Below are 21700 nucleotides of genomic sequence, written 5' to 3'. Positions count from 1 at the left end.
GACGGACGGTATCGGGCCGCGACGAGCGGCAACGCGCGGTGGTGGACGAGTGCCGCGACGCGCGCCGGTGACCCTCGCCGCGACAGCAGGGGGTTTCGGGTTTATCGTCTACGCCATTATTCGGATGCGACGCGAACGAGGTGCGTTTCGTCCGATCTGCCACCGAGCGTGGCCGCACGAGACGGGAACCGAGCAGACGGACACCCGTCCTTCGGCATGCGCTCATGAACGATTCGGGAGGATCGACCTTGCGTATCACACGTGTCGCAGCCGCGCTGGTGGCTGCCGGGCTCGCGGCGGGGACGCTCGCCGCGTGCACCTCGGGCGACGACGGGGGGAACGGTGGTGGCGGTGACGGTTCCGCGATCATCAACGCCTACGGCGGCGAGCCGCAGAACCCGCTGATCCCCACCAACACCAGCGAGAACATGGGCGGCCGCGTCGTCGACGTGCTCTTCGCGGGGCTCGTGTCGTACGACGCCGAGGGCAACACCGAGAACGAGGTCGCCGAATCGATCGAGACCGAGGACGGCCAGAACTTCACCGTCACGCTGAAGGACGGCTGGACGTTCACCAACGGTGAGCCGGTGACGGCGGCGTCCTTCGTCGACGCGTGGAACTACGGCGCGCTCTCGACCAACGCGCAGCTGCAGGGCTCGTTCTTCGATCCCATCCAGGGCTACGACGAGGTCGCGGCCGAGAACCCGACCGTGGACACGATGTCGGGCCTGCAGGTCGTCGACGAGAAGACCTTCACCATCGAGCTCAAGCAGCCCGAGGCGGCGTTCCCGGAGCGGCTCGGATTCGCGGCGTACTACCCGCTGCCCGCAGCGGCCTTCGAGGACATGGAGGCCTTCGGCGAGAACCCGATCGGCAACGGTCCGTACATGATGGCGGGCGAGGGTGCCTGGCAGCACAACGTCCGCATCGACACCGTGGTCAACCCGGACTACGACGGCAACCGCAAGGCTGTCAACGGCGGCGTCGCCTTCATCATGTACAGCAGCCTCGACACCGCCTACACGGATCTGCTGGCCGACAACGTCGACGTCCTCGAGGTCGTTCCGCCGAGCGCCGTGACGACGTACCAGTCGGATCTGCCCGACCGCAACGTCAACCAGCCGTCGGCGACGATCGAGACCGTCACCATCCCGCAGAACCTGCCGCACTTCAGCGGTGAGGAGGGCGTGCTGCGCCGCGAGGCGATCTCCAAGGCGATCGACCGCGACCTCGTCACGGAGCAGATCTACAACAACACCCGTACCCCCGCGAAGGACTTCACGAGCCAGGCGCTGCCCGGCTGGACCGACTCCCTCGAGGGCGTCGACAAGGTCGAGTTCGACGCCGAGGGCGCCAAGGAACTGTGGGCGCAAGCCGACGCGATCGCGCCGTTCAGCGGCACCTTCGAGATCGCCTACAACGGCGACGGCGGCCACAAGGAGTGGGTCGACGCCGTCACGAACAGCATCCGCAACACCCTCGGCATCCAGGCCCAGGGCAAGGAGATCGCGACGTTCGCGCAGCTGCGCACCGAGGCGACCAACCGCACGATCGGCTCGGCGTTCCGCTCGGGCTGGCAGGGCGACTACCCGCAGCAGTACGGCTTCCTCGCGCAGAACTACCAGACGGGCGGCAGCTCGAACGACGGTGACTACTCGAACCCCGAGTTCGACCGCCTGCTGCGTGAATCGGCCGGTGCCACCGACGCAGACCAGCAGCAGCAGCTGACGAACCAGGCACAGGAGATCCTGCTCAACGATCTCCCGGCGGTTCCGCTCTGGTACCGCAATGCGGCCGGCGCGTGGTCGAACAACGTCTCCGACGTGCAGATCGACTGGCAGGGCATCCCGGTCTACAACGAGATGACCAAGTAGACCTGCTCGTGATCACTCGATGGACGGACGGCCGGCCGCTGCGCCGGTGAACCGTCGGGCGGCGGTACCGGTTCCACCCGGTACCGCCGCCGTCGCGTGGAGCGACCCTCCGCGCCTGTCTCGATTCCCGCGAGGCGATCCCTCGCCCACAGGAGGTTTCTCCCGATGCTCTGGTACATCGGTCGAAGACTGCTCCAGATGATCCCGGTGTTCCTCGGAGCAACCTTCCTCATCTACGCGCTCGTCTTCCTCATGCCCGGCGATCCCATCGCCGCGCTCGCCGGCGACAAAGCCGTCACGCCCGCCGTCGCGGATCAGCTCCGCGAGCGCTACAACCTCGACGAGCCGTTCATCGTGCAGTACCTGCTGTACCTGAAGGGCATCTTCACGTTCGACTTCGGAATGTCCTTCTCGGGTCGCCCGGTCGCCGACGTCCTCGTCGAAGCGTTCCCCGTGACCCTCAAACTCGCCGCGATGGCACTCGTCATCGAGGCAGTCTTCGGCATCGGCTTCGGCCTGATCGCCGGCCTGCGCCGCGGCGGCATCTTCGACAGCACCGTCCTCGTCGTCAGCCTGATCGTCATCGCCGTCCCGATCTTCGTCATCGGCTTCCTCGCGCAGTTCTTCATCGCGATCAAATGGGGACTCGCCCCACCCACCGTCGGCGGGAACACGTCGTTCACGAATCTGCTGCTCCCGGCGTTCGTACTCGGTGCAGTCTCGTTCGCGTACGTGCTACGCCTGACGCGAACATCGGTCGCGGAGAACATGAACGCCGACTACGTCCGCACCGCGACGGCGAAGGGCCTCTCGCGCCCGCGCGTCGTCACCGTGCACGTGCTGCGCAACTCGATGATTCCGGTCGTCACCTTCCTCGGCACCGACCTCGCTGCCCTGATGGGCGGTGCGATCGTGACCGAGGGAATCTTCAACATCAACGGCGTCGGTGGCACCCTGTACCAGGCGGTCATCCGCGGTGAGGCGCCCACGGTCGTGTCGTTCGTGACGGTGCTCGTGATCGTCTACCTGCTCGCCAACCTCGTCGTGGACCTGCTCTACGCCGCGCTCGATCCGAGGATCCGCTATGCCTGACCAGAACCCGAGTGACCGCCCCGGCGACGGCCGGGAGCAGCGGGACGTCTCGCTCGACCGCGACGTGCGCCAGGCGCACTTCGTCGAACCCACCGACGAGACCGAGATCCGCGAGGTCGACGTCGTCCAGGACGATGTCGCACCGTCGAGCATGTGGAGCGACGCGTGGAAGGACCTCCGACGCCGTCCGTTGTTCATCGTGTCGGGGCTGATCATCCTCGTGGTCGTTCTCGTCGCGGCGTTCCCCGGACTGTTCACGAGTGTCGATCCGCGGTACTGCGATCTCTCGCGCAGCATGGCCGGCCCCGAATCGGGACACTGGTTCGGCTTCGACCGCCAGGGTTGCGACGTGTACGCGCGCACCATCTACGGCGCGCGTGCCTCGGTGATCGTGGGCATCGGAACGACCACGCTCGTGCTGATCGCCGGTGTCGTCGTCGGTGCGATCGCCGGCTTCTACGGCGGCTGGATCGACTCGCTGCTCTCGCGCATCGCCGACATCTTCTTCGCGATTCCGCTGATCCTCGCGGCTATCGTCGTCATGCAGCTGTTCGTCGATCGGTCGGTCTGGACCGTCGTCCTCGTGCTGGCACTGTTCGGCTGGCCGCAGATGGCCCGCATCACCCGTGGCGCGGTGATCTCGGCGAAGAACAACGACTACGTGATGGCCTCGCGTGCTCTCGGCGTCTCGCGCGTGCGGACGCTGATCCGGCACGTGCTGCCGAACTCGTTCGCCCCGATCATCGTCATCGCGACGGTGTCGCTCGGCATCTACATCGTCGCCGAGGCGACGCTGTCGTTCCTCGGCATCGGCCTGCCGCCGACGTCGGTCTCGTGGGGCGGCGACATCAGTGCCGCCCAGGTCACCCTGCGCCAGGGGTCGACGATCCTGTTCTATCCCGCCGTGGCGCTCGCCTTCACCGTGCTCGGCTTCATCATGATGGGTGACGCACTGCGCGACGCTCTCGATCCCAAGGCACGGAAGAGGTGAGCGACGTGAACGATGCAGCTGCAGCGCAGAATTCGTCCACCGGTCCACTGCTCGACATCCGCGATCTCGAGGTGTCGTTCACCTCGCGGGGCACCGAGGTGCCCGCGGTGCGCGGCGTGAATCTCACCGTCTACCCGGGCCAGACGGTCGCGATCGTCGGGGAGTCGGGCTCGGGCAAGTCGACGACGGCGCACGCCGTGATCGACCTGCTTCCCGGAACCGGAAAGGTGACGGGTGGGCAGATCCTGTGGGGTGGAAGCGATCTCGCGACACTCGGCCGCAAGGACTTCGAGCGGATCCGGGGCAGCGAGATCGGGCTCGTCCCGCAGGACCCGATGTCCAACCTCAACCCGGTGTGGAAGATCGGATTCCAGGTCGAGGAGGCCCTCGCCGCCAACGGCGTCGCGAAGGGCCGCGCCGCCAAGGTCAGGGCCGCCGAACTGCTGACCGAGGCGGGCCTGTCCGACGCGGAGAAGCGGCTCGGCCAGTACCCGCACGAGTTCTCGGGCGGCATGCGGCAGCGTGCGCTCATCGCGATCGGGCTGTCGGCGCGGCCGAAACTTCTCATCGCCGACGAGCCGACCTCCGCGCTCGACGTCACCGTGCAGCGGCAGATCCTCGATCACCTGCAGGGCCTGACCCGCCAACTCGGGACCGCGGTCCTGCTCATCACGCACGATCTCGGCCTGGCCGCAGAGCGCGCCGAGCATCTCGTCGTGATGTCCAAGGGCCGGGTCGTCGAGTCGGGCCCCGCGCTCGACATCCTGCAGCGACCGCAGCACCCGTACACCCGCAAGCTCGTCGCCGCGGCGCCGTCGCTCGCCGCACAGCGTCGCAGTTCGTCGGTCCGCCGCGCCGAGGTCCGCGAGCACTCCGTCGACGTCGCCGGCGACGAGATCGCGAGCGGTGAGGTCGGCGCCGACTTCGGGCGCGCGACCGACGACGCGCTCGTCGTCCGGGACCTCACCAAGGTGTTCCCGCTCCGCACGGGCTTCCGCAAGCGGGAGGACTTCACGGCGGTCGACACCGTGTCGTTCGCGGTGCGCCGCGGCACATCGACAGCGATCGTGGGCGAGTCGGGATCGGGCAAGTCCACCATCGCGCAGATGGTGCTCGGCCTGCTCGAACCGACCTCCGGCACCGTCGAGGTCGACGGGCAGAACGTCGCGACGCTCGACCGCGCCGGGACGATGGCGTTCCGCCGCAGGGTCCAGCCGATCTTCCAGAACCCGTACGGCACGCTCGACCCGATGTACTCGATCTACCGCACGATCGAGGAACCGCTGCGGACGCACAAGGTGGGCACGCCGGCCGAACGCGAGCGGCGGGTGCGCGAGCTGCTCGACCACGTCGCGCTGCCGCAATCCGTCATGAAGCGGTTCCCCAACGAGCTGTCGGGTGGTCAGCGTCAGCGTGTCGCGATCGCGCGTGCTCTCGCGCTCGCGCCCGAGATGGTGATCTGCGACGAGGCGGTCTCGGCGCTCGACGTGCTGGTCCAGGATCAGATCCTGGGACTGCTCAACGACCTGCAGGCCGAGTTCGGGCTCACCTACCTGTTCATCACGCACGACCTCGCGGTGGTGCGGCAGATCGCCGACGACGTCGTCGTGATGTCGCAGGGCAAGATGGTGGAGAAGGCACCGACCGACGAGATCTTCACGGCGCCGACGCAGGAGTACACCCGCAAGCTGCTCGAGGCGATCCCGGGCCGGGCGATCGAACTCGGCGGGTGAGTGCCCGGTACCGTCGGTCATCGTGAACGATCCGTTGGGGCCCATCACCTCGTTGCCCGGTGTGCGCGAGGCCGCGGACAAGGCGCGCGACGCACTCGGTGCGGTGCATCGGCACCCTGCGAATCGCAAGGGCTGGCCGACCACCGCCGCCGAGGCGTCGGTGCGTGCCGCGCGTGCGTCCGCCGTCCTCGACGGGGGCACGACGGAACTGCCGCGCGACGGTGAGGTCCACGATCCGATCCTGTCGGGCGCGTTGCGTGTCGCACAGGCGCTCGACGGTGACGCTCTGGCCACGTCGATCACGACGTGGCTGCGCGCACCGCTGCAGATGCTGGCGCGCCTGCACCTGCTCGCCGCGGCGGACATCGTCGACGATCACGATCGGCTCGGGCGGCCACGAACCGATCCCGGAGTCGGCGAGCGTCTCGACGCTCTCTCCCAGCTCGTGACGGGTGGTACGCACGTACCGGCACCCGTCCTCGCGTCGATCGTGCACGGCGAGATGCTCGCACTGCGTCCGTTCGGCACGGCCGACGGCGTGATCGCTCGTGCGGCGTCGCGTCTCGTCGCGGCGTCGAGCGGCTTCGATCCGCACAACCTCGGCGTCCCCGAGGTGTCGTGGATGCGGCGGCCGCAGATGTATCGCGACGCCGCCGACGGGTTCGCCTCGGGCACTGCGGAGGGCGTCGGCGGCTGGGTCGTCTACTGCCTCGGATCGTTCGAGGCCGGGGCACGCGAGGCCACGTCGATCGCCGACACCGCGCGCGAGTCCTGACGGCGAAATCCGTTCGTACGTAAAGAGAATGGTGTCTACGGCAGAAAACGGGCGGTGCCTTTCGGCACCGCCCGTCCGGCACGATGTCCGGGTTACCATGCGTCCTGTGTGGGTTGTGGTTCTCGGCCTCGGCGACAGCCGGTCCGTGGTCGGTGTGCCGTCTCGACGGAGTCCTCGACCTCGCCGGTATCGGTAACGGCACGCCGCGCGCCCGAATCTCGCAGGCCCACAACGCTTCTGCCTATAATGGTGGCGCGGGCTTCGCGTGGGTACTCGAATCCTCGTGTCGGGAATCGGGGCATGGGGGCCGCGGACCTTCTCTTCCGGTTCGGGCTTGGCCTTCCCCTCTTCTCGATTCCTTTCTACCTCTCCATACGCGGCGCCACAAGGGTTTTGGAGTAAGGGTTTTGGAGTATTCGGCTCCAGCCTTGTTCGTCACCGCCGACGCCGCGCGGGACTGGTCACGCGTCCAGTGGAGCCTTGCGGCGCAGCAGTCCGTAGGTGAGCAGTCCCGCCGTCGCGAGCCCGACGAGCAGCGCTGCACCCGTCGCGAGCGCGCCCGACGACGCCGACGGCAGTCGTGAGCGCAGCGAGACGGGATCGGTGAACGTCAGGATCGGCCACCCCTGCTCGTTCGCGTACTTGCGCAGCGCCCGGTCGGGATTGACCGCCGTCGGGTGCCCGACGGCGGACAGCATCGGGACGTCCGTGATCGAGTCCGAGTACGCGTACGACCGCGCGAGGTCGTATCCCTCCGTCGCGGCGAGCTGCTCGATCCCGTCGACCTTGCCCTGCCCCGACGCGTAGAAGGTCACCTCGCCCGTGTACCTGCCGTCCGCGACTCCCAGTCGCGTCGCGATCGTGTGATCGGCGCCCAGCATGCGTGCGATCGGCTCGACGATGTCCTCGCCCGACGCGGACACCACGACGATGTCGTGACCCCGCGCCCGGTGATCGGCGATGAGTGCCGCAGCCTCCGCGTACACGAGCGGTTCGACGATGTCGTGCAGCGTCTCGGCCACGATCGACCGGACCTGCTCCACGCTCCATCCCGCGGTGGTCGCGGTGAGCGAACTCCGCATCCGCTCCATCTGATCGTGGTCGGCTCCGGACAGCACGAACAGGAACTGTGCGTAGCTGCTCTGCAACACCGACCTGCGCGTGATGAGGCCCTCGGCGAAGAAGGGCCGGCTGAACGCGAGAATGCTCGACCGGGCGATGACGGTCTTGTCGAGATCGAAGAAGGCCGCAGCTCGGCCACGGCGCGGGGTCGCGGTTTCGTGGGTCACGAACGCCAGGATAGGCAGGCGATCCGACGTGTGCGGAAGACAAGCAGTTGAACTTGCAAGAATTGCGAGCGAGGGGTGTACTATGAATTCTGTCCGGCACGATCCGGACGTGCTCAGCCCGACCCCCCGGGGCTGAGCCCAGACGACCCCCGCCTCCTCCCCCCTGGCGGGGGTCGTCCTCTGTCCGGGGGTCTTCGCTCGTCCGGCATCGGCAGCCTTTCTCCACAGGTTCGGCTTCGTCCACAGGACGGGCTCCGGCGGCCGTGGTGCCGCTCCCTCTCGGGTCATGCTTCGCTGCATGACCGTTCCGTACGACCTCGATCGTTCCGATCCGGCGTCGCTCACCGCCCCGCAGGTTGCCGCGCCGCACCGTCTCGTCCTGGTCGCGGCACGCGGTGACGTGCTCGACGCCGTGCGGCGGGTGCTGGCCGCGGCGGATCTCGGGTGCGTCGAGGCAGACGATCGTCTCGTGCTCGCGAGATGGACCGACGCACACGCGGTGATCCTCGGCAGCGATCGCGCCGCCGCGCTGGCGTCGCGGGTACCGAGACGCGCGGCGGCGTTCGTCGTCGCCGACGGCGAACCCGACGTCCACGCGTGGAAGGCCGCCGCCGTACTCGGGGCGGCGGGAGTCTTCGCGTTGCCCGCCGAGGACGCCGCCCTCGTCGCAGCGCTGTCGGCGATCTCGACGGCCGCCGCAGCGGACGACGCCGACGTCGTCACGGTGCTCGGTGGATGCGGCGGAGCGGGCGCCTCGGTGTTCGCCGCGACGTTGGCGCTCGCCGGGGCGAACGAGCGGCGCGTTCTGCTCGCCGACGCCGACGACGGAGGTTGCGGACTCGACACCCTGCTCGGCATCGAGGACGCGCCGGGGCTGCGCTGGCCGGGGCTGCGGCTCGAGACGGGACGGGTCGCACCCGACTCGTTGCGTGCCGCGGTGCCGTCGGCAGGCGCCGTCGCGGTGCTCGCGTGTGCGGACGGTCGCGGCCCGAGTCCCGCGGCGCTGCGTGCGGTCGTCGAGGCCAGTTGCGACGCGGGCGATCTCGTCGTGATCGACGCACCCCGCGGCGTCGGGGACCTCCAGGACACCGCGCTCGATCTCGCCGACCTCGTCGTGATCGTCGTCCCGGCCACGGTGCGCTCGGTCATCGCGGCGCGTCCCGTGATCTCCCGCGTGCGGGCACGTACGTCGCACGTCGGGGCCGTGGTGCGCGGGCCGTCACCCGGGGGCCTCGCCGCAGCCGACGTCGAGCGGTCGATCGGGGTGCCGCTGCTCGCGACGATGCGCGCCGAGCGTGGTCTCGACGCGGTGCTCGAGCGGCAGGGACTGCGGCTGGGGCGGCGCTCGGCACTGGGGGCCGCCGCGGACGACGTCCTCGACGTGCTCGGTGCGGGTGTCCGGTGACGGCGCCGCACGCGCTCCCACGCGATCTCGTCGAGCGGGTCCGGGAACGGCTCGCTCGCGACCCGCGCGACCCCGACCCGGCGACCGTCGCGGCCGCCGTGCGAGCGGAGTCGGGCGGTGTCCTCGGCGACACGGATCTGCTCGCGGTGCTCCGCGAGTTGCAGACGGAGTTCACCGGGGCCGGTCCGCTCGAACCGCTGCTCCACGATCCGATGGTCTCCGACGTCCTCGTGACGGCACCCGACGAGGTGTGGATGGACCGCGGCGCTGGCCTCGAGCGCGCCGCGATCGGTTTCGCCGACGACGCCGCCGTCCGGCGTCTCGCGTGCCGGCTCGCGCTGTCCGCAGGCAGGCGGCTCGACGACGCGCAGCCGTGGGTCGACGGCAGACTCCCGGGAGTCGGGAGCGGTGCGTTCGGCGTTCGATTGCACGCTGTACTCCCACCGCTCGCGCAGGGCGGCACGTGCATCTCGTTGCGGGTGCTGCGTCCCGCGGCGCCGGGACTCGGCGAACTCGAGCAGCGCGGTGCGTTTCCGCACGACATCGGAGAACTGCTGCGCGCCGTCGTCCGGGCACGGCTCGCGTTCCTCGTCGTCGGAGGAACCGGCGCGGGAAAGACGACCATGCTCGCGGCGCTGCTCGGCGTGACGGGACCGGCGGAGCGCATCATCTGCGTCGAGGACGCCGCGGAGTTGGCGCCGCGCCATCCGCACGTCGTGCGGCTGGTCGCGCGTGCCGCGAACGTCGAGGGCGTCGGAGAGGTGACGGTGCGTGATCTGGTGCGGCAGGCGTTGCGGATGCGGCCCGACCGCATCGTCGTGGGCGAGGTTCGCGGCGCGGAGGTCGTCGATCTGCTCACCGCCCTCAACACCGGCCACGACGGCGGCGCGGGCACAGTTCACGCCAACTCGCTCGACGAGGTCCCGGCCCGCCTCGAAGCGCTGGGAGCTCTCGGAGGTCTCGACCGCGCCGCGCTGCACAGTCAGCTCGCCGCGGCGGTCCAGGTCGTCCTGCACGTGCATCGCGGCAGCGACGGCCGTCGCAGGCTCGCCGAGATCGGGGTCCTCGAACGCACCGATCACGATCGCGTCGAGATCGTGTCCGCGTGGACGGCGGTCGGCGGCGACGGCCCGGCACGCCCCGCACTCGATGCCCTCGTCGAGGCCAGGACGGCTGACCGATGACCGCGCCCGCCGTCCTTGCCCTCGCCGGTGCCGTCGCCGTGTTGCCGAACGCCGGCGTCGCGCGGCTTCGTGCGGCGACGCCGGCGGGAGTGCGTGCGCCCACAGCGGTCCCGACGTGGGTGGCGGCGGCCGGTGCGGCGGGTGTCGCCGTCGTCGGTGCCGTCATGGTGGGGGCCGGTCCGGCGGTCGCGGCGGCCATCGTCGCGGTGACGCTGTGGAGCCGCGCGATCCGGACGCGCGCCGACAGGGCGCGCAGTGCGAGCCTCGCGGCGCTGCGGTCCGCGCTCGACGCCGTCGTCGCCGACCTCGGGGTCGGGGCGCATCCCGCGCTGGCGTGCGAGAGTGCCGCGAACGACGCCGACGGCACCGTCGGTGACGCGTTCGGCGCTGCCGCCGCGCGTGCCCGTCTCGGCGGGTCCGCTGCGCCGGGTTTCCTCGAGGCGACGGGGGCGATCGAGCACGAGCTTCGTGCCGTGGGACGAGTGTGGGCGGTCGCCGAGCGGCACGGCCTTCCGCTCGCGGATCTGCTCGACGCCGCGAGGTCCGATCTGATCGGCCGTAGCAGGTTTCGGAGTCGCACCGAGTCGGCCCTCGCGGGAGCGAGAGCGACGGCGGCCGTGCTCGCCGGGCTGCCCGCGGTCGGAATCGCGCTCGGCCAGGCGATGGGCGCGGCGCCCCTGAAGGTGTTGCTGGGTGGTGGAATCGGGGACGTGCTGGCGGTGCTCGGCTGCACCCTCGTGTGCGCGGGTCTGGTGTGGACGGACCGCATCACCGAGAAGGTGACGCGATGATCGCACTCGTGCTGCTCGCTCTCGCGTTGGTCGCGTATCCGGCTCAGCGTGCGCCGGTGCACCGCGTCGTCGTGGAATCGGATGCAGCGGAGGATGTTCCGGCGGAATCCGGTGACGACGGCGCGCTCGAGTTCGCTGCTGGGCTCGACGTCTTCGCCGCGTGTCTGCGTGCCGGCCTCCCCGTCGCTACGGCGGCGCGAGCGGCCGTCCCGGCGGCCCCACCCGTTCTGGCGGGAGTCCTGCGTGAGGCAGCGGATCTTCTCGCACTCGGTGCCGACGCCGAACTCGCCTGGGCGGCGGCTGCTCGCGTGTCGGCGACCGAAGGGCTGGCGCGTGCTGTGCGGCGATCGGCGCGTAGTGGCGCCGCGCTCTCGGGTGCGGTGACGGAGCTGTCGACGGAGGCGCGCGCTGCGGCGGAGGACGGCGCGGCGGCAGCCGCCGAACGGGCGGGCGTGCTCATCGCGGGGCCGCTGGGGCTGTGCTTTCTGCCGGCGTTCGTGTGCCTGGGCATCGTGCCGGTCGTCGTGGGTCTCGCGGGCACCGTGCTCGGCGACGGCCTGTTGTGAAGGTTTTCGGCGGACGGTCCGCCGAAGAAGGGGGAGGCGACATGAGCGAGACGGACGGCACGGGAAGCGTTGCTGCGCGCTGGATCAGCGAGATCCGGGTCGGTGCAACACGATTGATGACGGACGACAGGGGGATGAGTACCGCGGAATATGCCATCGGGACTATTGCTGCCGCGGCGTTCGGGGCGGTGCTGTACTCGGTGGTCACGGGAGGGTCGATCGTCGACGCGCTCACGTCGATCATCGACCGGGCGCTGCAGACGTCGGTCTGATGCCGCCGTCGTCGGATGCGCTGCGGCGGGACGACGGCGGTGTGACGGTCGAGGCGGCTCTCGCGATCGCCTCGATCGTCACCGTTCTCGTGCTGTCGATCGGTGCGCTGCTCGCGGTGACGATGCATGTGCGGTGCGTCGACTCCGCGCGGGAGGCGGCGAGACTCGTCGCCCGCGGCGAATCGGGTCAGGCGCGGTCGGTGGCCGCGCGCATCGCACCCGAGGGCGCCGTGGTCGACGTGCGTGTCGAGGGCGACTATGTCGTCGCGACCGTGAGTGCTCGTAGTCCTGCGCTCCCACTGGTCGACGTCTCGGCGGTCGCGGTCGCCGTCCTCGAACCGGGTGTGCGGTGACGTCGGGGGTGGGGCGGTGACCTCGCGGGCGAACGACGAGGGCGTCGCGACGGTGGTGGGAGCGTTCGCGATCGTCGTGCTCGTCGCGGCGACCGCCGGTGTGGTGCACGTGGGTTCGGCGGTGTCGGCGCGCCACCGCGCGCAGTCCGTCGCCGACCTCGCGGCGATCGCGGCGGCGGTGTCGCTGGATCGCGGCGAGGCCGTCGCGTGCGGGGCGGCGCGCACCGTTGCGCGTCGCTCGGCAGCGACGGTCGACTCGTGCGACGTCGTGGCGTGGGACGTCACGGTCGAGGTCTCCGTCGTACCGGCACTGCCGTTGTCGGCACCGGCACGTGCCATCGCGCGCGCCGGACCTGTGGACGAGTGACGCGCCCGTCCGGAGAGCGGATCACACGTAGCGGTGTCACACGGAGGACAGGAGGAGATCCAGTACCGCGACGGCCCCGTACTTGTCGAGCGGCTCGTTTCCGTTGCCGCATTTGGGTGAGTGCACGCACGACGGGCACCCGGCCCCGCACGGGCAGGCCGCGATCGCGTCTCTGGTCATGGTGAGCCACGTCGTGAATTCACGATGCCCGCGCTCGGCGAAGCCCGCGCCGCCGGGGTGTCCGTCGTAGACGAAGACCGTCGGGCACATCGTGTCGGCGTGCAGCGCCGTCGACACGCCGCCGATGTCGATGCGATCGCACGTCGCGACGAGCGGGAGCATGCCGATCGCCGCGTGTTCGGCGGCGTGGAGGGCTCCCGGGATGCGCTCGTCGCTCAGGCCGATCGCGGCGAAGGCCGACTGCTCGATCGTGTACATCACGGCCCGGGTGTGCAGGGTGCTGCTCGGCATGTCGAGGGCGATGTTGTCGATCACCTCGCCGCCCGGCAGCGTGCGCAGGTATCCGACGACCTGGCCGGTCACCTCGACGTCCGCGAGCCCGACCGACACGGATGCGTACTGCTTGTGTTCGAGTGTCGCGAGAACGGAGATCTCTGTCGTGGACCGCGGCGACGTCGTCCACTCGGGTTCCTCGGGGTGGGCGAGCGCTACGCCGTCGTCGAGGTCGAGCGAGTCGACCACGAACGACTCGCCACGGTGGATGTGAACGGCCCCGGGGTGGACGGTCGCGGGTGCGCGGGCCGCGTCGATGGTGCCGAGCAGGCGCCCGCTCGTGCCGTCGACGATCGCCACCTGGTGCCCGATCCCGCCGCGAATGTCGATTCCGGAGTGCGGGTCCGCGCCGGGGACGATGAACCACCCCTGCGGCCGTCGCCGGACGAGCCCCTGCGCCGCGAGGTTCGCGAGGACCTCCTGCGCGTCGAGCGACTCGGCCTCCGCGTGGGTGAGCGGATGCTCGGCTGCCGCGCACAGCAGGTGCGGGCCCAGCACGTAGGGGTTGCCGGGATCGGTGACGGTCGCCTCGATCGGCCGCCCGAGCAGTGCTTCGGGGTGATCGACGAGATACGTGTCGAGCGGGTCGTCGCGCGCGACGAGGACGACGAGCGACCCCTCGCCACGCCGCCCCGACCGTCCACCCTGCTGCCAGAACGACGCGACCGATCCGGGGAAGCCCGCGACGACGACGGCGTCGAGACCTGCGATGTCGACACCGAGTTCGAGTGCGTTCGTCGTCGCGGCACCGAGCAGGTCGCCGTCGGCGAGCCGGCGCTCGAGGTCACGGCGGTCCTCGGGGAGGTACCCCGCGCGGTACGACGCGATGCGGTCGGCGAAGTGCGGTGCGGTCTCGCGAAGCCGGTGGGTCGCGGCGAGCGAGGTGATCTCGGCGGCGCGGCGCGAGCGGACGAAGGCGAGGGTACGGGCGCCCTCGCGGACGAGGTCTGCGAGCAGCAGGGCGGATTCGGCGGGTGCGCTGCGCCGGACGGGGGGTGAGCCGGTCGCCGCTGGTTCCCACAGTGCGATCGTGCGTCCGCCGTGCGGTGAGGCGTCGTCGACGACCTCCTCGACCGGAGAGCCGATGAGCCGTGCGGCTGCGGCACCGGGCTCTGACGTCGTCGCACTCGCGAACACGAAGACGGGATCGGCGCCGTACCGCTGCGCGAGCCGGCGCAGCCTGCGCAGGACGAGCGCGACATGGGAGCCGAAGACGCCCCGGTACGCGTGGCACTCGTCGACGACGACGTAGCGCAGGTTGCGCAGCAGCCGCGCCCAGCGCGTGTGTCCACGCAGCATCGACGCGTGGAGCATGTCGGGATTGGTGAAGACCCAGCGCGAGTACTCACGTGCCCACCCCCGCGTCTCGGTGGAGGTGTCGCCGTCGACCGTGCACGCCCCGATGTCGGCTGCGAGCCCTGCAGCGTCGAGGAGCCGCTCGATCGCGCGGACCTGATCCGCGCCGAGCGCCTTCGTCGGGGAGATGTACAGCGCGGTCGCGCGTGGATCCGCGGCGAGGTCGCCGACGACGGGCAGCTGGTACGCGAGGGACTTTCCCGACGCGGTTCCGGTCGCGATCACGACGTGGGTGCCGGCGTGGGCGAGTTCGGCGGCGACCGCTTGATGGCGCCAGGGCTCGGCGACGCCGGCGTCGCGCAGTGCGTCGAGAAGGCGGGGATGCACCCATTCGGGCCACGGCACGGTTTCGGCGGTGCGCGGTGGAATATCGCCGGCGAATCGCAGACTGCCTCGTGAATCCGGACGCGTGTCCAGTATTCGGGTGAGGAGTTCACGCCCGAATGTGGGAGGGAGATCGCCGGTGCCGTGGGCTTTCGGCGGGGGTGATGGGTTCACGGGGGTCCTTCGCCTGCTCGTTCGCACGAACCATACCCGTTGACCTGGGGATTTCTCGAAATGTGCTGGTGACGACACACGCTCACCGGGGGACAGAATAGCTGCGTCGGTACACGTTACCGGCCGGTAGGCAGGAAGACCTCCGGTTAATTCTCACGATTCTGGAGGTTTCGACTGTTGCGCGCGCGTTCTTCGTGGTTCACTAAGCGTGGTCGCAGCTTCTGTCGTGAACATCGACGCAAGTCGGGACACGCAGGATCGATGTTGCGAGCGCGGTGCTCTGCTTTCCTGAGGGGGAAACGAAGAAGTACAGCGGTCGGAACCGGCCCGGTGGCCGAGAAGGAACGGTCGCCGAATCCGGTGTGAGAAAGAGAAGGAAAGCATGGCACAGGGCACTGTGAAGTGGTTCAACGCGGAGAAGGGCTTCGGCTTCATCGCTCCCGAGGACGGTTCGGCAGACGTCTTCGTTCACTACTCCGAGATCCAGGGCAGCGGCTTCCGCACCCTCGAAGAGAACCAGCGTGTCGAGTTCGAGGTCGGCCAGGGCACCAAGGGTCCGCAGGCCACGGGCGTTCGCGCTCTCTGATATCGATCCCGCCCCAGGGCGTCATCGAGATCGACAACACCGATCGAGCACAGCGACGGAGTCGTTCACGCGACCGAGTCGTCGGCACAGGATCGATGTGAATCGTGTCCCCCGCCACCCATCGGGTGGCGGGGGACACGTCTGTTCGGGGGTTCTCCTCGGCGGGCGGTGTCCTGTGGGCGGCGGTGCGTGGTGGTGTTCCGATTCGGCCACCGCCCCGGGCACCGATCACTACCGTGATCGCGTGGGCAGGGAGGAGCAGGTGATCGAGTGAGTCAGCTGTCGTTCTTCTCCGCGGATCTCGCTCCGCCCGACGTCGCGGACCTCGCCGGTCTGCTCGCCGGGACGGGCCAGGCCGTCGCGGCACCGGCCGGTGCGAGGATCTCCACCGTCGTGGCCGACGACCGCCGCGCACGTGCGCTCGCCGCGGCCGTCGGCGACTCGGGCGTCGCGGCAGAAGTGACGACGAGCGACGAAGGATCACCACTCGTGCGCACGGCGCGCGACCCGGCGCTCGACGCGCTCGTGCGGGACTGGACGCGCGGAGCCGTCAAGGCGGTCCCGGCCGGATGGGTGCCGACGGCCCGCGCGTTGCGGCTGTGGGCGATCGCGTCCGGGCACGTCGAACACGGTTCCGGTGCGGACACGCGTTACGTGCTCGCGCTCGACCGGCACGCACCCGACACGTTCTCGCCGCTGGTCGCCGCCATGATTCGTGCCGGGATCGCGCCGACCCTCGTCGGGACCAGAGGGGGATCGCCGGGACTGCGGATCGGTGGGCGCCGCAGGGTGACGCGGTTGCTCGAGAGTATCGGCGACTGCCCTCCGGAGTTGCACGAACGTACCGAATGGCCGACTCTCACCGAGCGCATTCCGCGGCACTGACGGTCGGGGCACGAGGGCGGATGTGACACTCTGGAAAAGAGGAAGCAGGTATACAGGGGTTTCATTCACCGCGGACGCGCCGAACGGCGGCGGGCGAATCAGGAGGGTTCGGTCAAGGTGGCAAACGCAGACAGCGGCACGAAAAAGGCCGCGGCGGCGAGTGGTTCGTCCCGGCCGCGGCGCTTGGTGATCGTCGAGTCGCCCACCAAGGCCCGCAAGATCGCTCCGTATCTCGGGCGCGACTACGTCGTCGAGGCCTCCGTCGGTCACATCCGGGATCTGCCGCGCGGCGCCGCCGACGTCCCCGCCAAGTACAAGGGGCAACCGTGGGCACGCCTCGGCGTCGACGTCGACCACGACTTCGAGCCGCTGTACGTCGTCAACCCCGACAAGAAGGCCAAGGTCACCGAGCTCAAGGGCCTGCTGAAGGATGTCGACGAGCTCTACCTCGCCACCGACCCCGACCGTGAGGGCGAGGCGATCGCGTGGCATCTGCTGGAGACCCTCAAGCCCAAGGTTCCGGTCCGCCGGATGGTGTTCCACGAGATCACCGAGCCCGCGATCCGCGCCGCCGCGGAGGACACCCGCGATCTCGACCTCGACCTGGTCGATGCGCAGGAGACGCGCCGCATCCTCGATCGGCTGTACGGCTACGAGGTCAGCCCCGTGCTGTGGAAGAAGGTCATGCCGAGGCTGTCGGCGGGCCGCGTGCAGTCGGTCGCGACGCGCATCGTCGTCCAGCGCGAGCGGGAGCGCATGGCGTTCCGGTCCGCCGAGTACTGGGACATCTCTGCGACGCTCGACGCCGGCGCCGACGCGTCGCCGAGGACGTTCGGTTCGCGGCTCGTGTCGGTCGACGGCGCCCGCGTCGCGCAGGGCCGTGACTTCGGTTCCGACGGGCGGCTGAGCAACGACGCCGTCACCGTGCTCGACGAGACGCGCGCCCGCCGGCTCGCGGACGCGCTGGCCGGGGTCGATCTCACGGTGTCGTCTGCCGAGACGAAGCCGTACACCCGCAAGCCCTATCCGCCGTTCATGACGTCGACGCTCCAGCAGGAGGCGGGCCGCAAGCTGCGGTTCACGTCCGAGCGCACGATGCGCACGGCGCAGCGGTTGTACGAGAACGGCTACATCACCTACATGCGTACCGACTCCACGACGCTGTCGGATTCGGCGATCGCGGCGGCGCGGGCTCAGGCGACGGAGCTCTACGGCAGCGAGTACGTGCACGGCTCGCCGCGACAGTACACCCGCAAGGTCAAGAACGCGCAGGAGGCGCACGAGGCGATCCGCCCGGCCGGCGACACCTTCGCGACTCCCGGCGAGCTCCACTCGCGGCTCGATCAGGACGAGTTCAAGCTGTACGAGCTGATCTGGCAGCGCACCGTCGCGTCGCAGATGGCGGACGCTCGCGGCAACACCCTGACGCTGCGGATCGCGGGCACGGCGGGCACGGGCGAGGAGTGCATCTTCTCGTCGTCGGGCCGCACGATCACCTTCTCCGGCTTCCTGCGGGCATACGTCGAGAGCGTCGACGAGGAGAGCGGCGGCGCGTCCGACGACGCCGAGCGTCGGCTGCCGTCGCTGTCGCAGGGCGACGCCGTCACCGCGACCGAGCTCGATCCGGACGGGCACACGACGAATCCGCCCGCCCGCTACACCGAGGCGAGCCTCATCAAGATGCTCGAGGACCAGGGCATCGGCAGGCCGTCGACGTACGCCTCGATCATCAAGACGATCCTCGACCGCGGTTACGTCTACAAGCGCGGCAGTGCGCTCGTGCCGTCGTGGGTCGCGTTCGCCGTGATCGGGCTGCTCGAGGCGCACTTCGGGCGGCTCGTCGACTTCGGCTTCACCGCCGGTATGGAGGACGACCTCGACGCGATCGCCGGTGGCCGCGAGCAGCGCGGCAACTGGCTCACGGGCTTCTACTTCGGCGGCGAGAGCGGCGCGGAGAACTCCGTCGCTCGCGAGGGCGGCCTGAAGAAGATGGTCGGCGCGAATCTCGAGGAGATCGACGCTCGCGAGATCAACTCGATCCGCCTTTTCGACGACGACGAGGGGCGCGAGGTCCACGTCCGTGTCGGACGGTACGGCCCTTACCTCGAACGCATGGTGCGCAATCCGGACGATCCCGACGGCGATCCGGTGTCGCAGCGTGCGAATCTGCCCGACGACCTGCCGCCCGACGAGCTCACCCCCGAGTACGCCGAGAAGCTGTTCGCGACGCCCCAGGAGGGGCGCAAGCTCGGCGTCGACCCGCTGACGGGCCACGAGATCGTGGCGAAGGAGGGCCGCTTCGGCCCGTACGTCACCGAGATCATCCCCGAGCCACCGGAGCCGGAACCGGTCGCACCTGCGCCGGAATCGGGCGACGGCACGGTGAAGACGAAGGCGCCCGCCAAGAAGGCAGCGAAGAAGACGGCGAAGAAGGCGGGACCGAAGCCGCGCACGGGCTCGCTGCTCAAGTCGATGGATCTCGCGACCGTCACGCTCGACGACGCGCTCGCGCTGCTGGCGTTGCCGCGCACGGTGGGCGTCGACCCCGAGTCGGGCGACGAGATCACGGCGCAGAACGGTCGCTACGGGCCGTACCTCAAGAAGGGCAGCGATTCGCGATCGCTCGCGACCGAGGATCAGATCTTCAGCGTCACGCTCGAGGAGGCGTTGAAGATCTACGCCGAGCCGAAGCGTCGTGGACGTCAGGCAGCCGCGACTCCGCCGCTGCGCGAGTTGGGCGTCGATCCGGTGAGCGAGAAGCCGATGGTGATCAAGGACGGCCGGTTCGGGCCGTACGTCACCGACGGCGAGACCAACGCGAGCCTGCGCAAGGGCGACGAGGTCACGTCGATCACCGACGAGCGCGCGTCGGAGCTGCTCGCGGATCGCCGCGCCCGTGGTCCCGCGAAGAAGACTGCCAAGAAGACCGCCAAGAAGACGGCGGCGAAGAAGGCCCCCGCCAAGAAGACTGCAGCGAAGAAGACGGCGGCCAAGAAGACGACGAAGAAGGCCGCGACCAAGAAGGCTGCCTCGAAGAAGGCGACCACGACCGAGTCCGCGGAGCCGGCATCCGAGGAATGAGGTCCGTCGGTGGTGTCGGAGCGGGTCGTTAGGCTGGCAGCGTGACGGTGTTCGATCGGCTCGTCGGCCAGCAGCACGTCGAGGCGGAGTTGTCCGCCGCGGCGCGTGCCGCGCGGGCGGGGCTCGTTCCGGCGGGGTCGGCGATGACGCACTCGTGGTTGTTCACCGGGCCGCCCGGGTCGGGGCGCTCGGTGGCTGCTCTCGTGTTCGCCGCAGCTCTGGAGTGCACCGATCCCGATGTTCCGGGCTGCGGTCACTGTCATGCGTGCACCACGGTTCTCGCCGGTACACACGGTGACGTCCGTCGGGTGATCCCGGAGGGGCTGAGCATCGGCGTCAAGGAGATGCGGCAGATCGTCCAGATCGCCGCACGCAGGCCGAGCACCGGGCGTTGGCAGATCGTCCTCATCGAGGACGCGGACCGGCTCACCGAGGGCGCGGCGAACGCACTGCTCAAGGCGGTCGAGGAGCCGCCCGAGCGCACGGTCTTCCTGCTGTGTGCACCGTCCGTCGATCCGGAGGACATCTCCGTGACGCTGCGCTCGCGGTGCCGCCACATGCATCTCGTGACGCCGACGGTCGACGCGATCGCCCACGTCCTCGTCACGCGTGACGGGCTCGACGAGGCGGCGGCGCGCGAGGCGGCGGCCATCAGCGGTGGTCACGTGGGGCGGGCGCGCCGGCTCGCGACCGATCTCTCCGCCCGCACGAGGCGCAGCGACGCGCTGGCCCTCGCGACGGCGGCGCTGCGTCCGGCCACCGCCTTCGCCGCCGCCGAGGACCTCGTGCGGGGGGCAGAGGCCGAAGCGAAGGATCTCACCGCCGAGGTCGACGAGCGGGAGATGGAGGAGTTGCGCACCGCGCTCGGCGCCGGCGGTACCGGGAAGGGGGCCGTGGGTGCGCTCCGCGGCTCGGCCGGGCAGCTCAAGGCGCTCGAGCAGCGCCAGAAGTCGCGGCTCACCCGCAGTACGCGCGACGCCCTCGATCGTGCGCTGATCGATCTCGCCGGTCTCTACCGCGACGCCCTCGCGGTGTCGTGGGGGAACGGCACCGTCCTCGCGCACCCCGACATGGCCGACAAGGCACGCGAACTCGCAGCACGGACCTCGCCGGCAGGGCTGCTGGTGTGCATCGAGGCAGTGCTCGGAGCTCGTACGGCGATCGACCTCAACGTGAAGCCCCAGTGGGCGGTCGACGCGATGGTCGCGGAGCTGGCACGAGCCTTCGGCCAGCCGTTTTCGCGTTCTGCGTGATGTCACGCTAGACTCTGACGCGCCGCAAGGCACCGCTGCCTTAGCTCAGTCGGTAGAGCATTTCACTCGTAATGAAAAGGTCGAGAGTTCGATTCTCTCAGGCAGCTCCACGCGAAGGGCCCCTCCGGAATCCGGAGGGGCCCTTCGCGCGTGACTACCCTGGGGAGCGGGTGACGATCGCCCCCGAACCGGAGGTGAGTGGAGATGCTGTTCGAGATCGTCGGGATCATTCTGGCCGTCGGCGTGCTCGTCGCCCTGTGGCCGCTCGCTCGTCGCGTCTTTCGTCGTGACGACGACAACGACGGACGGCCGCAGCGCTGATCGGCGCGCACCGAACCTCTGCAGGATCGTCGTCGGCCAGCCATGCTCGACGCATGGCAGATTCCGCTTCCGACGGCCCGAGCGAACGTGACGAGTTGCGCCGCAGGGTGCGTGAGAAGCTGCTCCGCCAGCGTGACGAGGACGACCGGACCGGGCAGTCGGTAGACGGCACCGATCAGCGGATGGCCGACGTCGAGATCGATCTCGCCCGGCTCGACGAGGCGGACGAGGCCGATCCCGTGATCGACGAACTCGCGCGCAAGTACTGGGTCCCGTGACGCGCGACCCCGTCTACCAGGCGATTTGGTGAGAGCGCCGATCATCGCGTAACTTCGTTCAGGTCAGAGCGACACGGACACCGACTCCCGGCTTTCGAGTGTGGTGAGTGAACGAGGTTGTACGGGGTGCGCCTGGCGGTCAGGACAGACTCTCGTGTAGGGTTGTGGTCCGCGCCTGCAGGTGTTTGTGGGTGGAACAAGTCATCCCGGTTGTGCCGGCTTTCGGGTCGGTGTGGT

General features: G+C 69.7%; 19 protein-coding genes and 1 tRNA gene. 18 read left to right on the top strand and 2 right to left on the bottom strand.

Going from position 1 to position 21700, the window contains the following annotated elements; genetic code table 11:
* The first annotated feature begins 248 nt into the window (after window positions 1-248).
* The 5 genes from RR1_RS19585 (at window position 249) to RR1_RS19565 (ending at window position 6465) form a co-directional block, all read left to right on the top strand.
* Entirely contained in the window at window positions 249-1874 is a 1626-nt protein-coding gene (locus RR1_RS19585; protein WP_040775042.1) for a peptide ABC transporter substrate-binding protein, read from the top strand.
* 165 nt (window positions 1875-2039) lie between these two features.
* Entirely contained in the window at window positions 2040-2966 is a 927-nt protein-coding gene (locus RR1_RS19580; RefSeq protein ID WP_010839914.1) for an ABC transporter permease, read from the top strand.
* Window positions 2959-3957 carry an ABC transporter permease gene (locus RR1_RS19575; protein ID WP_010839913.1) on the top strand — a complete coding sequence of 333 codons (999 nt, stop codon included), beginning with the start codon at window positions 2959-2961 and terminating at the stop codon, window positions 3955-3957. The genes RR1_RS19580 and RR1_RS19575 overlap by 8 nt, the downstream gene beginning before the upstream one ends.
* Window positions 3954-5690: a dipeptide ABC transporter ATP-binding protein gene (locus RR1_RS19570; RefSeq protein ID WP_010839912.1), complete on the top strand. Its 1737-nt coding sequence runs from the start codon at window positions 3954-3956 to the stop codon at window positions 5688-5690. The genes RR1_RS19575 and RR1_RS19570 overlap by 4 nt, the downstream gene beginning before the upstream one ends.
* Before the next feature lie 22 nt (window positions 5691-5712).
* The gene (locus RR1_RS19565) at window positions 5713-6465 is read left to right on the top strand and encodes a Fic family protein (RefSeq protein ID WP_010839911.1); all 753 of its coding nucleotides are present in this window, start codon (window positions 5713-5715) and stop codon (window positions 6463-6465) included.
* 461 nt (window positions 6466-6926) lie between these two features.
* On the opposite strand, the gene RR1_RS19560 is transcribed toward RR1_RS19565, so the two are convergent.
* Window positions 6927-7754, bottom strand: coding sequence for an HAD family hydrolase (locus RR1_RS19560; protein ID WP_010839910.1), 828 nt, complete (start codon window positions 7752-7754; stop codon window positions 6927-6929).
* 298 nt (window positions 7755-8052) lie between these two features.
* Here RR1_RS19560 and ssd point away from each other — a divergent pair, with 298 nt between their 5' ends.
* From ssd to RR1_RS19525, 7 genes are all read left to right on the top strand, one after another.
* The gene (gene ssd, locus RR1_RS22110; RefSeq protein WP_010839909.1) at window positions 8053-9159 is read left to right on the top strand and encodes a septum site-determining protein Ssd; all 1107 of its coding nucleotides are present in this window, start codon (window positions 8053-8055) and stop codon (window positions 9157-9159) included.
* Window positions 9156-10343, top strand: a complete 1188-nt coding sequence (locus RR1_RS22105) for a TadA family conjugal transfer-associated ATPase (protein WP_010839908.1) — start codon at window positions 9156-9158, stop codon at window positions 10341-10343. The genes ssd and RR1_RS22105 overlap by 4 nt, the downstream gene beginning before the upstream one ends.
* Window positions 10340-11134 (top strand): type II secretion system F family protein, encoded by a 795-nt coding sequence (locus RR1_RS19545; protein WP_010839907.1) that lies wholly within the window; start codon window positions 10340-10342, stop codon window positions 11132-11134. The genes RR1_RS22105 and RR1_RS19545 overlap by 4 nt, the downstream gene beginning before the upstream one ends.
* The gene (locus tag RR1_RS19540; protein ID WP_010839906.1) at window positions 11131-11700 is read left to right on the top strand and encodes a type II secretion system F family protein; all 570 of its coding nucleotides are present in this window, start codon (window positions 11131-11133) and stop codon (window positions 11698-11700) included. The genes RR1_RS19545 and RR1_RS19540 overlap by 4 nt, the downstream gene beginning before the upstream one ends.
* 116 nt (window positions 11701-11816) lie before the next feature.
* A complete protein-coding gene (locus RR1_RS19535) occupies window positions 11817-11972 on the top strand; it encodes a DUF4244 domain-containing protein (RefSeq protein WP_238559082.1) in 156 nt (51 codons plus the stop codon).
* The gene (locus RR1_RS19530; protein ID WP_010839904.1) at window positions 11972-12325 is read left to right on the top strand and encodes a TadE family type IV pilus minor pilin; all 354 of its coding nucleotides are present in this window, start codon (window positions 11972-11974) and stop codon (window positions 12323-12325) included. Before RR1_RS19535 ends, RR1_RS19530 begins: the two co-directional genes overlap by 1 nt.
* A 16-nt stretch (window positions 12326-12341) precedes the next feature.
* Complete coding sequence (locus tag RR1_RS19525) at window positions 12342-12692, top strand: Rv3654c family TadE-like protein (RefSeq protein WP_040775029.1); 351 nt, start codon at window positions 12342-12344, stop codon at window positions 12690-12692.
* Window positions 12693-12728: 36 nt separating this feature from the next.
* Here RR1_RS19525 and RR1_RS19520 read toward each other — a convergent pair whose 3' ends face one another.
* On the bottom strand, window positions 12729-15059 hold the full coding sequence (locus RR1_RS19520) for a DEAD/DEAH box helicase (protein WP_010839902.1): 2331 nt from the start codon (window positions 15057-15059) through the stop codon (window positions 12729-12731).
* Window positions 15060-15441: 382 nt separating this feature from the next.
* Between RR1_RS19520 and RR1_RS19515 the strand changes: the two genes are divergently transcribed.
* From RR1_RS19515 to RR1_RS19490, 6 genes are all read left to right on the top strand, one after another.
* Window positions 15442-15645 (top strand): cold-shock protein, encoded by a 204-nt coding sequence (locus RR1_RS19515; protein WP_003935252.1) that lies wholly within the window; start codon window positions 15442-15444, stop codon window positions 15643-15645.
* 270 nt (window positions 15646-15915) lie between these two features.
* Entirely contained in the window at window positions 15916-16530 is a 615-nt protein-coding gene (locus RR1_RS19510; protein WP_010839899.1) for a hypothetical protein, read from the top strand.
* A 117-nt stretch (window positions 16531-16647) separates the two neighbouring features.
* Window positions 16648-19611 (top strand): type I DNA topoisomerase, encoded by a 2964-nt coding sequence (gene topA / locus RR1_RS19505; RefSeq protein WP_040775025.1) that lies wholly within the window; start codon window positions 16648-16650, stop codon window positions 19609-19611.
* 41 nt (window positions 19612-19652) lie between these two features.
* Entirely contained in the window at window positions 19653-20864 is a 1212-nt protein-coding gene (locus RR1_RS19500) for a DNA polymerase III subunit delta' (protein WP_010839896.1), read from the top strand.
* Between the two features lie 34 nt (window positions 20865-20898).
* A tRNA-Thr gene (locus tag RR1_RS19495) sits at window positions 20899-20974 on the top strand.
* Window positions 20975-21238: 264 nt separating this feature from the next.
* A complete protein-coding gene (locus RR1_RS19490; protein ID WP_010839894.1) occupies window positions 21239-21463 on the top strand; it encodes a hypothetical protein in 225 nt (74 codons plus the stop codon).
* Window positions 21464-21700 lie beyond the last annotated feature (237 nt).

The sequence above is a fragment of the Rhodococcus rhodnii NBRC 100604 genome, from assembly GCF_001894925.1.
Classification (GTDB): Bacteria; Actinomycetota; Actinomycetes; order Mycobacteriales; family Mycobacteriaceae; genus Rhodococcus_F; species Rhodococcus_F rhodnii.
Note: the sequence above shows the minus strand (reverse complement) of the source record. Positions and strands in the feature narration are given on the sequence as shown.

Coding starts and splice junctions, on each gene's coding strand:
- RR1_RS19580 (WP_010839914.1), top strand. CDS start 2,040: ATGCTCTGGTACATCGGTCGAAGACTGCTCCAGATGATCCCGGTGTTC.
- RR1_RS19575 (WP_010839913.1), top strand. CDS start 2,959: ATGCCTGACCAGAACCCGAGTGACCGCCCCGGCGACGGCCGGGAGCAG.
- ssd (WP_010839909.1), top strand. CDS start 8,053: ATGACCGTTCCGTACGACCTCGATCGTTCCGATCCGGCGTCGCTCACC.
- RR1_RS19545 (WP_010839907.1), top strand. CDS start 10,340: ATGACCGCGCCCGCCGTCCTTGCCCTCGCCGGTGCCGTCGCCGTGTTG.
- RR1_RS19540 (WP_010839906.1), top strand. CDS start 11,131: ATGATCGCACTCGTGCTGCTCGCTCTCGCGTTGGTCGCGTATCCGGCT.
- RR1_RS19535 (WP_238559082.1), top strand. CDS start 11,817: ATGACGGACGACAGGGGGATGAGTACCGCGGAATATGCCATCGGGACT.
- RR1_RS19530 (WP_010839904.1), top strand. CDS start 11,972: ATGCCGCCGTCGTCGGATGCGCTGCGGCGGGACGACGGCGGTGTGACG.
- RR1_RS19515 (WP_003935252.1), top strand. CDS start 15,442: ATGGCACAGGGCACTGTGAAGTGGTTCAACGCGGAGAAGGGCTTCGGC.
- RR1_RS19490 (WP_010839894.1), top strand. CDS start 21,239: ATGGCAGATTCCGCTTCCGACGGCCCGAGCGAACGTGACGAGTTGCGC.